The following is a 12,616-nucleotide window of genomic DNA, read 5'->3' on the forward strand; positions in this document are numbered from 1 at the left end:
CCTGGCGCGACTACGACTGATCCGCGACCACGCCTGACGACATCAGGCGTCGCGATCACGGCTCAGCTCGTCCACTTCGCTCATGATCGAATCAAGCGTGGACCGCTCGGTGTCGACCTCATGGTCGCGACGTGACGACAACGTGCTGCCCGCCATCAACGCTTCCAGAGCCACGCGCCCGCGCGCCACTCGGCTCTTGATCGTGCCGACGGCCACGCCGCAAATCTCGGCGGCTTCCTCATAGGCGAAACCACCGGCACCGACCAGGATCAGCGCCTCTCGCTGCGGCTGCGGCAAGTGCATCAACGCCCGCTGCATGTCTGCGAGTTCGACGTGCTTGTCCTGACTGGCCGGCGCGGCCAGAACCCTGTCGGCGACCAGATCGTCCCATTCTCCCTTGAAACGGGCGCGCCGCATCTGGCTGAGGAACAGATTGCGGAGAATGATGAACGTCCATGCGCGCATGTTCGTACCGGCCTGGAAACGCTTGCGCGCCGCCCAGGCCTTCAACAGCGTCTCCTGCACCAGATCGTCGGCCAGATCGCGATTGCCTGACAACGAGCGACCGAAGGCGCGAAGGTGCGGGATGACAAGCGCGAGCTGCTTCTTGAACTCCGGATCCGAGAGCGAAACATGCTCGACCGGAGGCGGCGCCGGCGCGTCGTCCGCAAGCGAGTGGGGTTGGGTCATGCCGCTCCGTTATGCTGGATCTGCGCCGGCCTGGCACTGGTCCGAGCCGCCAAGATAGGTAGCGGAAGGCCACTTGGCCAGTCCGCCGATCGATATCAGTGCGTCAAGACAACAAGATCGCAGCGAAAATCGCGATCACCAGCAACAACGAAGCTGCCAAGATGTACCGGGTCATACCCGGCGTGCTGCCCGCGCGCGCCTCATCGGTGTCGAGGTGGATACGGTCGTTATCGTCTGCCATACCCGCTCAACCCCCCAACGATGTTTTGGGTCCGTATCGATAACGGACCCAAAACGTCCTGCCACAATGACACGCCATCGCCGATTTAGGCCGGAACGGTGCTTTCGTCGAAGAACAATGCCTGGCTGATCGCAGCCTTAACCGTAGAACGCTGAAACGGCTTGGTAATCAGGAACGTCGGCTCGGGCCGCTCACCCGTCAGCAACCGCTCCGGGAAAGCGGTAATGAAGATCACCGGCACGTTGAACTCGGCCAGGATGTCCTTCACCGCGTCGATGCCGGAACTATCGTCGGCCAGCTGGATGTCGGCAAGCACCAGGCCGGGGCGGTCCTCCATCGCAAGTGCCACGGCCTCGTCGCGGGTCACCGCGACGCCGGTCACCTCGTGGCCAAGATCACGAACGATCGATTCGATATCCATCGCGATGATCGGCTCATCCTCGATGATCAAGACGCGCGCACGCGTCTGCTTCTCGATCTCCGACAGCGCCTCGGCGACCAGCGCATCGACTTCGGCGGCATCCACCTCGATCAGATACGCCGCATCCTCCGGCGTGAATCCTTCCATTGCGGTCAGCAGCAGCGCCTGACGCGACAGCGGCGTCATCCGCGACAGGCGCGCGCGCGCCACCGCTTCCTGATCTTCTGCCGGCGATTCGTCGGCGGTCTCGTCGAAATTGGCCGAGTTCCAGATCGCCTGAAACGTCCGGTAAAGTCCCAACCGGGGATCGACATCCCGCGGAAATTCTTCCGGCGCCGCCACGATCGCCTCCAGCGTGGCACGCACGTACCGGTCGCCCTGCGCCTGGCTGCCCGTCAGCGCACGACCATAGCGGCGCAGGAACGGAAGGTGCGGCGCGAGTTGTTGTCCGAGCGACATGTGTAGATAGCCCTCCCTACGACCCGCAGGCCCATGCCGCGGTCGCTGAAACCAAAACGTTCGTGGACGCCGTTCTGGTCGCAGATGAAATCCCCCGACCGGCGAAATTCGTCGCACGGGCAGGGAACCAACGACGCCAGCTTTGGTTTCATCGGCCATAAGCGCAATCGCGCCAGTCCGGTCAGGGCGCCCGGTCCGGGACAGGCCGCCGGGACACATTGATCCGCGTCGACCATGAGGGTCGGGATGTCTTGGGGGGTTTACGTTGACGTCGGATAAGGAAGCGCCTGAACAGCCGAAGAAGGGCACCGCGGCGCAGTCGAAGAATCGTGACATGGGGTCGGCGTTACGCTCCGTCTATCAGAAGACGGTCGACGAAGTCGTTCCCGACGATCTGCTGTCGCTGCTCGGCAAGCTAGACTGACGCGACGTGGCGACAGCTTCCGCCGCTGACGCCCCCCGGCGCGCAGCGGGGCGTTCGGACATGTTCATGCGCTGGCCCACCGGCGCGAAGCTTTTCCTGATCCTGAGCATCGCGCTGTTGCCGCTGGCGCTGATCGCGATCTTTGCGACGCTGCGCGTGACGCAGATCGCCGACACCGAACTTCGCTCGCACCTGCGTGTTGCCGCATCCGAGGCGAGCCGCGCAATCGCGATCGAACTTGTCGGCGATATGACAGCGTTGCGCGTCGCGGTGGACGCGCTCACCGCGGATCGGGGTGATGCACCCAGTTGTGCACGCGCGCAGGGCGTGTTCGCGCAGCAATCCGCTGCGGGCACCGGGTTCGTCATCCTCGACCGGCGCGGCCGCGCCATTTGCGGCGAGCCGTTTCCCGGCGCCGCGATGTTCGCGCGGCAGTCGCCGGACGATGCGGTCAGCGCCAGGATCGTCGAAGGACGCGGGCTGATGCTGCGTTTCGCCGGTCGGAATGACGGACTTACCGCCGCCGCCTACTTTCCCGCCCCTTTCCTCGCCCAGATCGGGCGTCCAAGCGGCTTTTCTCCGGATTATGGTCAGGCACTGACGCTAGGCGACGAGCGGCTCGAACTCGACGCACTCGCCCGACGCACCGCGCTGGAACGGCGGGAGAGCCTGCGTAGCGAACTCGGCATCGGCGGGCTCGTCCTCGATATGCAGGTGCGCAGTGCGCCGATCGGTTCACCTTTGCTGGTCGCGCTCACCCTCCCGTTACTGATGTGGGCCGCCGCGGCGGCGATCAGCTGGTTCGTGGTCGATCGACTGCTCATCGCGCCGTTACGCGCCCTGCGCGGCAGTATCGCTGCCTATTCGCCTGGCGATCAGCCCGACCCCGCCATGCTGCGCGCACTGCCGGCGCAGGAGATTCGGGATCTCGGCGACACATTCCGGGCACTCAGCCACACCGTGGCGGTACACGAGGCCGGGCTGGCGGAAGGCTTGATGCGGCAGACGAAGCTGACCCGCGAAGTGCATCACCGCGTCAAGAACAACCTGCAGGTCATCTCCAGCCTCATAAACTTCCACGCCCGCGGCGCGCACAGCATCGAGGCCACGCAGGCCTATGCCTCGATACAGCGCCGTGTCGATGCGCTCGCGGTTGTACATCGCTATCACTATGCCGAGATGGAAGAGAACCGTGGCGTCGGCTTGCGCGCGGTACTTGGCGAACTCGCGTCGAGCATACGCGCCACGGCTCCGGAGGGAGTTCGCGTCGGCATCGTTCTCGACATCGATCCTTATTACGTAACCCAGGATGTCGCGGTCGCCGTCGCGTTCCTGGTCACCGAACTGGTCGAGCTGGCGATGACCTGCGCACCGGAAGCACAGATCCGTATGACCTTGAAACCGGTCGCCGATCCCAATCGTGCGGTGTTGCGCCTTTCATCGCGGGCGTTGGTCGACACCGATCACCTGCGTGATGGCCTGAAGCACCGTTACGGCCGCGTGATCGAGGGGCTTACCCGTCAACTTCGTTCCAGTTTGCAGCATGATCCGCTGACCGGAGCGTATGAGATCGCAATTGCCGTCACCGGGCGCGAATAACCACCGGTTTTTTATACAAAGAGCGCCGGTTTGGCGGAACCGGATCGACGCCTCCCCGTTCAGAAGAGCGGGTAGCGAATTTATGCCCCCCCCGCTCTCGCTATCCATAGGCCCGGAAGCGTCACCCTCCCCCCCCCTGGTGACGCTTTCGGGCCTTACTTTTTTCCTTATTATTTCACTGGTTGCTGGCGCGGAACGAACCGGGCCGGTCGGGCATTTTCCGATCAGGTTTGTTCAGGAGATTCGTTCGATGCGTAAGGTTTTGACCGCGATGGCCCTGGCGGGTGCGATATTGGTATCGGCATGCAACACGGTACACGGCGTCGGTCGCGACGTATCGTCGGCAGGTGATGCGGTGGCCGGAGCAGCCGACAACACGAAGTAAGGGATCGCGGCGTGAACGACCCTAGGGACGGGCTGCACGGCAGCCTGTCCCTTTCGCTTATCACGAGTCGACGGGTGTCAGGCTTGCGCTTGCCTCGTAATTCGGAAAAGCATTTTTAGTCAACGTTGGTAGCTGCCAAATTTTGCGTTACCGAAAGCGATATCCGCGCTGATGCAAATAGGCTCGTGTGAGTCGAGCTGTTGGCTCCTGCCCTGTTGCAGCGTAGCAATATGGCACGGCAGCACGAACGGCGCCGCCCGGGTCGTCCGGCCCAGCGATCTTCCACAAGCGGCATCGATCGTGCCGTCGCGACTTCTCATCTGATCGAGACAACGGGCCTCTTGGTCGCGGCGAATGCAACCGCGAGCCTCCTCCCCGCCGCTACGCAGGGATTGGTCCAAGTCCCAAACCCGCACGGCATCGCTGCTGAGTTCGGTAGTTCCCGGCACCGCTTCGCATCTTCGGCCACCACCGAACGGCTGGCATCGACCACGCTGGAGCCGATTACTCGCGGATGCCGGGGGAGAAGGATGGCCGGCCTGGCGAGGCGCGGCCAGTAGCCTCAGGTCGCGGTCGCGGCGTCCTCACGCGCTCGGCGGCGTTCGGTGAACCAGATACCGATGATTGCGGCTTCGTACAGGATCACCAGCGGGATCGCGAGCAACAGCTGGGAACCGACGTCCGGTGGGGTCAACACCGCGGCGATCGCGAAGGCACCGACGATCGCGTAACGGCGCGCGCCGATCAACTGCAACCGCGTAACCACGCCGGAACGCTCCAGCAGCATCAGCAAGACCGGGAGCAAAAACGCCGCACCGAAGCCGAACAGAAATTGCATGACGAAGCTGAGGTAATTGCCGATCGCTGGCAATGCCTGCTGCTGTACGCCGCCGATCATGCCGGAATATCCCAACAGGAAATGCAACGCCATCGGGATGGCGATGAAATAGGCCATCGACGCGCCCATCAGGAACAGGACCGGTGTCGCGAGTAGGAATGGGAGCAGTGCGCGCCGCTCCTTGCGGTACAAGCCCGGTGCAACGAACTGCCACAATTGGTTGGCGATCACCGGAAAGGAAATCATCATCGCCGAGAAGAACGCGACCTTCACCTGAACGAAGAACGCCTCGAACACTTGCGTGTAGATCACCGTCTTCTGCCCGGCGTGTAGCAGAGGCTGCACCAGGAAGGCGAAGATATCTTCGGCGAAGTACCAGCAGGCGAAGAACGCCACCAAGACCGCGGCGACGCAATACAGCAGGCGGCGGCGCAGTTCGAGCAGGTGATCCAGCAACGGCGCGCGCGAGTCTTCCAGTTCGTCGACGATCTCGGTCACGATGCTGCCTTGTCCTGAAACGTGCCGCGCGGCGCTTCGACGTCACGCTCGCCGGCGTCAGCGGAAACATGCGGATCGGCGGTCGTCGGCGCCGCCGCTTCCGCCGGAACCACCTCCGGCTTTTCAACCATCACCGGCAATTGCGTGTCGTCATCGGCGGTCGGGGATTCTGGCTCCGGCAAGGCGGGTGGCGGCGGGACGAAGGGATGCTCACGCATGATCCGCTCGTTTTCCGCCTTCCACTTCTTCTCCATTTCCTCCAGCTCCGCCTCGCGCACCATCTCGTCGAAGCCCGCGCGAAACTGTCGGCCGACCGCGCGAGCGCGGCCCACCCAATAACCCAGGACGCGCATCGCCTTGGGCAGGTCCTTCGGGCCGATTACGACCAGCGCGACGAACGCGACCAGTAGGAATTCGGATGTGTCTATGCCGAACATTCAGCGGGAGCCGGATCGAGTTCGAAGGATCAGCGGCGTTCCTCGCGCACGCGTTCGGCGTCGCGATCGAACGCCGGCTCGGCGTGGCTCTTGGCCTCGATCCGCGGCTTCGGACGGCTATCGTCCTCCTCCTCTTCGGCCATGCCCTTCTTGAAGTTCTTCACGCCCTTCGCGACGTCGCCCATCAGGCTAGAGAATCGCCCGCCGCCCAGCAGCAGGATCGCGACGACCGCGAGAATAAGGATGTGCGGAAGACTGAAGCTGCCCATACGGTATCTCCTGAGATGCTAGGGTATCTAGTCGTCCTCGCGCTGGTTTACCACCGTGAGTTCGTCAAACGCCAGATCGGCCGGTTCGAGCAGGCCCGCAGCGCGCAGGTCGTCGATGCCCGGCAGGTCCCGTCGGCTGCCAAGCCCGAAATGGGACAGGAATTCAGGGGTCGTGGCAAAGGTTAGCGGACGTCCGGGCGCATCGCGGCGCGCCGCCGGCCGCACCCATCCGGCTTCCATCAGGACGTCCAGCGTGCCACGCGCGGTCTGGACGCCGCGGATCGCCTCGATCTCTGCGCGGGTCACCGGCTCGTGATAGGCGATGATCGCCAGCGTCTCGATTCCGGCGCGACTCAGCTTGCGTATCTCGTCCCGATCGCGGCGAAGCAGATGGGCGAGGTCCGGCGCGGTCTGGAATTGCCAGCGTCCGCCACGCTCGACCAATTCGATCCCGCGCCCGCGATATCGCCCCTTCAATCGGGCGAGCGCCACCCGCACGTCGCCGTCGCCGGCATGGCTGCGGATCGCATCGACGGTCAGCGGCTCCGTTGCCGCAAACAGCACCGCCTCGACCGCGCGCTCGTGCTGATCGTTCATACGGTCGTCCGGCGCAGATAAAGCGGCGAGAATGGCCCGTCCTGCCGCAAGTCGGCCCGCCCCTGCCGCGCCAGTTCCAGCGCCGCAACGAAGCTTGAGGCCAGCGCCGACCGCCGCAGCGCCGCACCGTGCACGACCGGCAGGAAATGCTCGATCGCTCGCCAGTCAGGTACGGTGCCAAGCAGCGCGGCCAGCCGCGTCAACGCCACTTCCAGCGTCACGACTTCCCGGTCCGGCACCAGGTGCAGCACTGGTCGCGACCGCGCAGTCGCGCGGCCATAGGCGGAGAGCAAATCGTAATATTCGACCGACCAGAACGCCTTGCGCACGACATGCAAGCCCTCGGGGGCGCCACGCGTGAAAACATCTCGCCCGATCCGGTCGCGCGCCACCAACCAGTCACCCGCCTGACGCATCAATTCCAGGCGTTCGAGCCGCATCTGCAGGCGCAACGCCAGGTCGTCGGCATCCTGCTCGACCTCGGGTTCGCGCGGGAGCAACAACGCCGATTTGAGATAGGCCAGCCATGCGGCCATCACCAGATAATCAGCGGCCACATCGAGCTGCAGCACGCGCGCCTCGTCGATATGGGCGAGATATTGCTCGACCAGATCAAGGATCGAAATCTCCCGCAAATCGACCTTTTGCGCGCGGGCCAACGACAACAACAGGTCGAGCGGCCCTTCGAAGCCGTCGAGGTCAAGCGTCAATTGCTCGGGCACGCCGTTCACCGGGTGACTTGATCAAATTTTGGAGCACGCAAGCGGTTCACGATGCCAAGCTTGGCACAAGCTGCGCGGTGCGGCCAGACCCGCGGACGAAGTGGTCAGCGACGAGACCGGGGCGGAAAAGCCCGGTCGTTCCGTGGCGTGCGATAACCTTCGGCGCGGTTACCACGACGCAGTTCGCGATAGTCGCGCCTGACATCCTGCCGGTAATCGCGGCCCGCGCTGCGCCGCTCCTGCCGGAACCGCTCACGTGTGAGTCGGCCGTCGCGATAAGCCTGACGATCGGTGCGCACCGCGCCGCGATATTCGCGCCGCTCCCGCCGAACATCGTGCCCGAAATCGCGCCAGTTCGCCCGAACGTCGCGGTTCGCCGTGCCATGGCGTCGTTGCTCCCAGTACCGGCGTTGACCGTCGTTCCACGCATACGCGCGACGGCCCCGATCGAAGACATAGCTGCCGGTTCCGGGGTAGTAATAGTCGCCATACCAGCCGTAATAGCCATTGCCGTACCCACTGGCGAACGATGGATCGCCATAATAACCGGAACCTAAGCCCGCCCCCGAATAACCGTACCGACCGGTACACGCCGCAGTGGCAAGCGATAATGCGCCCAGCAGACCGGCAAACAGCAGACGAGCCGACAACATGGCGATCCCTTCATGATGAGAGCCGCAATGGAAACTTGGCCTCGGCAGTAACTTACAACGATGTCAGGCCTTTACCGTTCCCAATGACAGGCGGCGCGTCGTTGCGCGCCTGCGCGGCATAGCCTTCGCGGTGGCGTCGCCGCGCTCAGGAACGGCGCGGCGTCGATTGGAATTGAGCGCCAGACACGCTCTCCCGGTCACCCCGGTCTTGCCATGGGTCCGATACTGTTCCCATTGTCCGCGATGTCGCAGCTCTCGCGAACAGCGGGAACCAGCCACGTCCGAAGCTATGCTGGTCCCGCAGATTGCAGACAACAAACCGCTGTCTATTCAGCCGCGATCACCGCCTGCCTCACCTCGTGTGCGGAATCGGTCAATGTCCGGGGTAGGCGACTAGCGACGACACGCCGATCCCGTCCGCACGCAACAGATCGGCGCCGCCCAGATCGGGCAGATCAATCACGAACTGCGCCTGCATCACCGTCGCGCCTGCTTTACGCAACAATCGAACCGCCGCGCGCGCAGTCCCGCCGGTGGCGATCAGATCGTCGACCAGCAACACGCGCGCTCCTGGCGCGCAGGCGTCGGCGTGGATTGCGATCCGGTCACGACCATATTCCAGAGCATAGTCCTCCGCGATCGTCGCGCCCGGCAATTTGCCGTCCTTGCGGATCAACAGCACGCCGGCGTTCAGCGGGATAGCCAGCGCGGCCGCGAACAGGAAGCCGCGCGCCTCCACGCCGGCGACCAGATCGACGGGACCATCTGCCACCGCCACCATCCGCTCGATACAGGTCGCCAGCCCGGTCGGTGACAGCAGCAAGGTGGTGATGTCGCGGAACTGGATACCGGGTTTGGGGAAATCCGGGATGGTCCGGATCAATGCGCGCAGTTCGTCGGCAGGGTCGTCATTCATGCGCGCCCGCCTACACGAAAACGGCGACCGGGTCAGGTACCCGATCGCCGTTCGCTCTTCAGGCCGATGTCGGCCCGCTCAATGTTTCACGTTGCGCCACACGTTCTGGTACGCGCCCCAGGTCAGATAGACGAAGATCAACAGGAAGATCACCACGGCGATCCCGGCCGCGTGCCGCGCTTCAAGGTTCGGCTCCGCACTCCACGTCAGGAATGCTGCGACATCGCGGGACATCTGGTCGCGAGTCGCTTTGGTACCATCCGAATAAGTAACCTGACCATCCGACGTGATCGGCGGCGGCATCGCGATGTTGAGGTTCGCGAAATAAGGGTTGTAGTGCAGCCCCTCCGGCGTCTTGGCGTCCGGGAATTCCTTCAGCAACTCGGCCGGCTGATCTCGATACCCCATCAACAGCGCGTGGATGTAGTTCGAGCCATCCTCGCGCGCCTTGGTCATTAGCGAAAGATCCGGCGGCAACGCGTTGTTGTTGGCGGCGCGCGCGGCGACCTCGTTGGCGAACGGCGACGGGAAATGGTCCGACGGCAGGTTCTTGCGCGTCGCCGCCTCACCCGTCTCCGGGTTCACGCTCGGCTGCTCGATCACCCAGTTCGTGGCGATCGCCTTCACCTCGGGCTCGTTGTAGCCGATCTCCTGAAGGTCGCGGAACGCGACATACTTGAGCGAATGGCAGGCGGCGCATACTTCCTTGTAGACTTGGAAGCCACGCTGCAGCTGCGCGCGATCGAACTTGCCGAACATCCCCGCCGACGACAACCCGATGTCCTCGGGATGCTGGTGGAACGCGTGTTCCGCAGTGTGCGGTGCCGGATTCTGGATCGCGTCCTTCGCGGTGAAGAACAGCGCCAGCGCGAGCACGAAGACGAACCCCGCGCCGACCAGCAGTGAAATGAGACGAACCATTGCCTATCGAATCCCCTCTTCGTCTCGTTCTCAGCTCGCCATCGCGGTCTGGGCGGGCGACGTGCCGCCATGCTTGGCCAGCACCGCCTCGGTGATCGAATTGGGCAGCGGGCGCGGGCGCTCGGCTGCCGACACCAGCGGCAGGATGATGAGGAAGTGCGCGAAATAATAACCCGCCGCGATCTGCCCCATCATCACGTTGCGGGCCGATGCCTCCGCGCCACCGACGTAGCCGAGCACCAGCACGTCGAACAGCAGCACCAGCAGGAACCAGCGATAGGTCGGACGATAATTGGCCGACCGCACTGGCGACGAATCCAGCCACGGCAGGAAGAACAGCAGCAGGATCGAGCCGAACATCGCCAGCACGCCCCACAGCTTGGCCGGCAGGATGAAGTCCGCCGTGAAACTCTTCAGGATCGCGTAGAACGGCAGGAAATACCATTCAGGCACGATGTGCGCCGGCGTCGAAAGCGGGTTGGCCTCGATGTAATTGTCCGGGTGACCCAGCAGGTTCGGCGAGAAGAACACGAAGAACGCAAAGATCAGGAAGAACACACCCACACCCACGCCATCCTTGGCGGTGTAATAAGGGTGGAACGGCACCGTGTCCTGCTCACCCTTCACGTCGACGCCGGTCGGGTTGTTGGAACCCGGAATGTGCAGCGCCCAAATGTGCAGGATGATGACGCCCGCGATCACGAACGGCAGCAGGTAATGGAGCGAGAAGAAGCGGTTCAGCGCGGCATTGTCCGGCGCGAACCCGCCCAGCAGCCACACGCGGATCGTTTCCCCGACCAGCGGGATCGCCGAGAAGAACCCGGTGATCACCTGCGCGCCCCAGAAGCTCATCTGACCCCATGGCAGCACATACCCCATGAAGGCGGTGGCCATCATCAGCAGGAAAATGACGACGCCCAGCAGCCACACCATCTCGCGCGGGGCCTTGTACGAACCGTAGTACAGCCCGCGCCCGATATGGATGTAGACCACAGCAAGGAACATCGACGCGCCATTGGCGTGCGCATAGCGCAGGAACCAGCCGGCGTTCACGTCGCGCATGATGCTCTCGACCGAACCGAAGGCCACGCCGGCATTTGCGGCGAAATGCATCGCCAGCACGATGCCGGTGACGATCTGCAGCACCAGCGCCGCGCCCGCGAGCACGCCGAAGTTCCAGAAATAATTGAGGTTGCGCGGTACCGGATAGCCCGCACCGATCGCGTTGTAGACGAGGCGAGGCAGCGGCAGCTTCTCGTCCATCCACCGCATCAGCGGCTGCTTCGGCTCGTAATGCTTGGCCCAGGGAAAGCTCATCGATCGTTCTCCCTTAGCCGACCGTGACAACGGTGTCGGAATTGAAGGTATAGTCGGGCACCGCGAGATTGGACGGCGCCGGCCCCTGCCGAATTCGCCCGGCGGTGTCGTAGGCCGAACCATGGCACGGACAGAAATAGCCGCCGAACGGCCCCTTGTTCTCACCCTCGCCCGCGCCGAGCGGCACACAGCCAAGGTGCGTGCAGACGCCCAGCGTGATGAGCCAGTTCTTCTTGCCTGCCTTCGTGCGCTCTTCCAGCGTCTGGGGATCGCGCAGCGAGCCAACCGAAACCGCATCGGCCTCGGAAATTTCCTTCGGCGTCAGGTTGCGGACGAACAGCGGCTGCTTGCGGAAGCTGGCCTTGATCGCCTGACCGGGCGCGATCTTCGAGATATCGATCTCGGTCGTCGACTGCGCCAGCACGTCGGCAGACGGGTTCATCTGATTGACCAGCGGCAGCACGATCGCGACCGCCCCGATTCCGGCGAAAGAAACCGCGGCGATGTTAATGAAGTCGCGACGACGTGGGTCGTGCGCATCCTCGCGATAGGGCGCGGGATCTTCGCCGAGGGGGATTTCCTGCTCTGCCGTCGCCATTCGCGTCAAACCTCTGCCCGTTCATTTGTCCGGCGGTTGGTTCGATGCCGCATGCGACACAGAGGCTCCCCGCCGTCTCGACCTGCCCGTCCCCACGGCGGCCTTACCGGCCTGATAGCCGCGCCTCCGCCGCTTTGCCAACAGCATTTTGCGCCGCTAACGGTCTGGGCCATGCGGATCGCGCTCTTCCAGCCCGACATTGCGGGCAACGTCGGCACCCTGTTGCGGCTGGGCGCATGCCTGGGCGTCGGCGTCGACCTTATCGAACCGATGGGCTTTCCATGGAGCGGTCGCGCGCTGGCCCGCTCCGGCATGGACTATGCCGGGCAGGTCGAGGTGCAACGTCATGTCGACTGGGAAACATTCTTCGCCGCGCGCGGCGGGCGGATCGTGCTGGCGACCACCACCGGCGCGCATCCCCTGCCCGACGTGCGCTTCAATGCCGACGACATTTTGTTGCTGGGCAGTGAGGGGGCGGGCGTGCCGCGCCACGTCCACGATCTGGCCGACGTGCGCGTGCGGATTCCGATGCGTGCCGGCCTGCGCTCGCTCAACGTCGCGGTCGCAGGCGCGATCCTGCTGGGCGAGGCGCTGCGCCAGACGGGGCAATGGCCGACGTACTGACACGGCA

General features: G+C 64.0%; 17 protein-coding genes. 4 read left to right on the forward strand and 13 right to left on the reverse strand.

The window, feature by feature from the left end; genetic code table 11:
* Positions 1-42: 42 nt before the first annotated feature.
* From ASE95_RS05235 to ASE95_RS05245, 3 genes are all read right to left on the reverse strand, one after another.
* Complete coding sequence (locus ASE95_RS05235) at positions 43-690, reverse strand: sigma-70 family RNA polymerase sigma factor (protein WP_056632317.1); 648 nt, start codon at positions 688-690, stop codon at positions 43-45.
* 103 nt (positions 691-793) lie between these two features.
* Complete coding sequence (locus tag ASE95_RS18005; protein ID WP_056632320.1) at positions 794-931, reverse strand: hypothetical protein; 138 nt, start codon at positions 929-931, stop codon at positions 794-796.
* An 85-nt stretch (positions 932-1,016) separates the two neighbouring features.
* Positions 1,017-1,811, reverse strand: a complete 795-nt coding sequence (locus tag ASE95_RS05245; protein ID WP_056632323.1) for a response regulator — start codon at positions 1,809-1,811, stop codon at positions 1,017-1,019.
* A gap of 265 nt (positions 1,812-2,076) precedes the next feature.
* Between ASE95_RS05245 and ASE95_RS18210 the strand changes: the two genes are divergently transcribed.
* The 3 genes from ASE95_RS18210 (at position 2,077) to ASE95_RS05255 (ending at position 4,219) form a co-directional block, all read left to right on the forward strand.
* Positions 2,077-2,235 carry a NepR family anti-sigma factor gene (locus ASE95_RS18210; RefSeq protein WP_235528193.1) on the forward strand — a complete coding sequence of 53 codons (159 nt, stop codon included), beginning with the start codon at positions 2,077-2,079 and terminating at the stop codon, positions 2,233-2,235.
* Between the two features lie 66 nt (positions 2,236-2,301).
* Positions 2,302-3,834, forward strand: coding sequence for a sensor histidine kinase (locus ASE95_RS05250; RefSeq protein WP_443025422.1), 1,533 nt, complete (start codon positions 2,302-2,304; stop codon positions 3,832-3,834).
* A 271-nt stretch (positions 3,835-4,105) separates the two neighbouring features.
* Positions 4,106-4,219 carry an entericidin A/B family lipoprotein gene (locus ASE95_RS05255; RefSeq protein WP_443025432.1) on the forward strand — a complete coding sequence of 38 codons (114 nt, stop codon included), beginning with the start codon at positions 4,106-4,108 and terminating at the stop codon, positions 4,217-4,219.
* Positions 4,220-4,781: 562 nt separating this feature from the next.
* Here ASE95_RS05255 and tatC read toward each other — a convergent pair.
* The 10 genes from tatC to petA form a co-directional block, all read right to left on the reverse strand.
* Positions 4,782-5,546, reverse strand: a complete 765-nt coding sequence (gene tatC / locus ASE95_RS05260) for a twin-arginine translocase subunit TatC (protein WP_082449978.1) — start codon at positions 5,544-5,546, stop codon at positions 4,782-4,784.
* 5 nt (positions 5,547-5,551) lie between these two features.
* Entirely contained in the window at positions 5,552-5,992 is a 441-nt protein-coding gene (tatB, locus tag ASE95_RS05265; RefSeq protein WP_056632336.1) for a Sec-independent protein translocase protein TatB, read from the reverse strand.
* A 29-nt stretch (positions 5,993-6,021) separates the two neighbouring features.
* A complete protein-coding gene (locus ASE95_RS05270; protein WP_056632339.1) occupies positions 6,022-6,261 on the reverse strand; it encodes a twin-arginine translocase TatA/TatE family subunit in 240 nt (79 codons plus the stop codon).
* A gap of 27 nt (positions 6,262-6,288) precedes the next feature.
* Complete coding sequence (scpB, locus tag ASE95_RS05275) at positions 6,289-6,858, reverse strand: SMC-Scp complex subunit ScpB (RefSeq protein ID WP_056632342.1); 570 nt, start codon at positions 6,856-6,858, stop codon at positions 6,289-6,291.
* Positions 6,855-7,589, reverse strand: coding sequence for a segregation and condensation protein A (locus ASE95_RS05280; protein ID WP_056632345.1), 735 nt, complete (start codon positions 7,587-7,589; stop codon positions 6,855-6,857). Before ASE95_RS05280 ends, scpB begins: the two co-directional genes overlap by 4 nt.
* Positions 7,590-7,684: 95 nt before the next feature.
* Positions 7,685-8,233 (reverse strand): hypothetical protein, encoded by a 549-nt coding sequence (locus ASE95_RS17555; protein ID WP_056632348.1) that lies wholly within the window; start codon positions 8,231-8,233, stop codon positions 7,685-7,687.
* A 373-nt stretch (positions 8,234-8,606) separates the two neighbouring features.
* The gene (locus ASE95_RS05290; protein WP_056632351.1) at positions 8,607-9,149 is read right to left on the reverse strand and encodes an adenine phosphoribosyltransferase; all 543 of its coding nucleotides are present in this window, start codon (positions 9,147-9,149) and stop codon (positions 8,607-8,609) included.
* A gap of 78 nt (positions 9,150-9,227) precedes the next feature.
* Complete coding sequence (locus tag ASE95_RS05295) at positions 9,228-10,070, reverse strand: cytochrome c1 (protein WP_056632355.1); 843 nt, start codon at positions 10,068-10,070, stop codon at positions 9,228-9,230.
* Positions 10,071-10,100: 30 nt separating this feature from the next.
* Positions 10,101-11,387, reverse strand: coding sequence for a cytochrome b (locus tag ASE95_RS05300; RefSeq protein ID WP_056632358.1), 1,287 nt, complete (start codon positions 11,385-11,387; stop codon positions 10,101-10,103).
* A 13-nt stretch (positions 11,388-11,400) separates the two neighbouring features.
* Positions 11,401-11,985 carry a ubiquinol-cytochrome c reductase iron-sulfur subunit gene (gene petA, locus ASE95_RS05305; RefSeq protein ID WP_082449557.1) on the reverse strand — a complete coding sequence of 195 codons (585 nt, stop codon included), beginning with the start codon at positions 11,983-11,985 and terminating at the stop codon, positions 11,401-11,403.
* 171 nt (positions 11,986-12,156) lie between these two features.
* Between petA and ASE95_RS05310 the strand changes: the two genes are divergently transcribed.
* Entirely contained in the window at positions 12,157-12,609 is a 453-nt protein-coding gene (locus ASE95_RS05310; protein ID WP_056632361.1) for a tRNA (cytidine(34)-2'-O)-methyltransferase, read from the forward strand.
* The last annotated feature ends 7 nt before the right edge of the window (positions 12,610-12,616 follow it).

This window comes from Sphingomonas sp. Leaf231 (genome assembly GCF_001421995.1).
Classification (GTDB): Bacteria; Pseudomonadota; Alphaproteobacteria; order Sphingomonadales; family Sphingomonadaceae; genus Sphingomonas.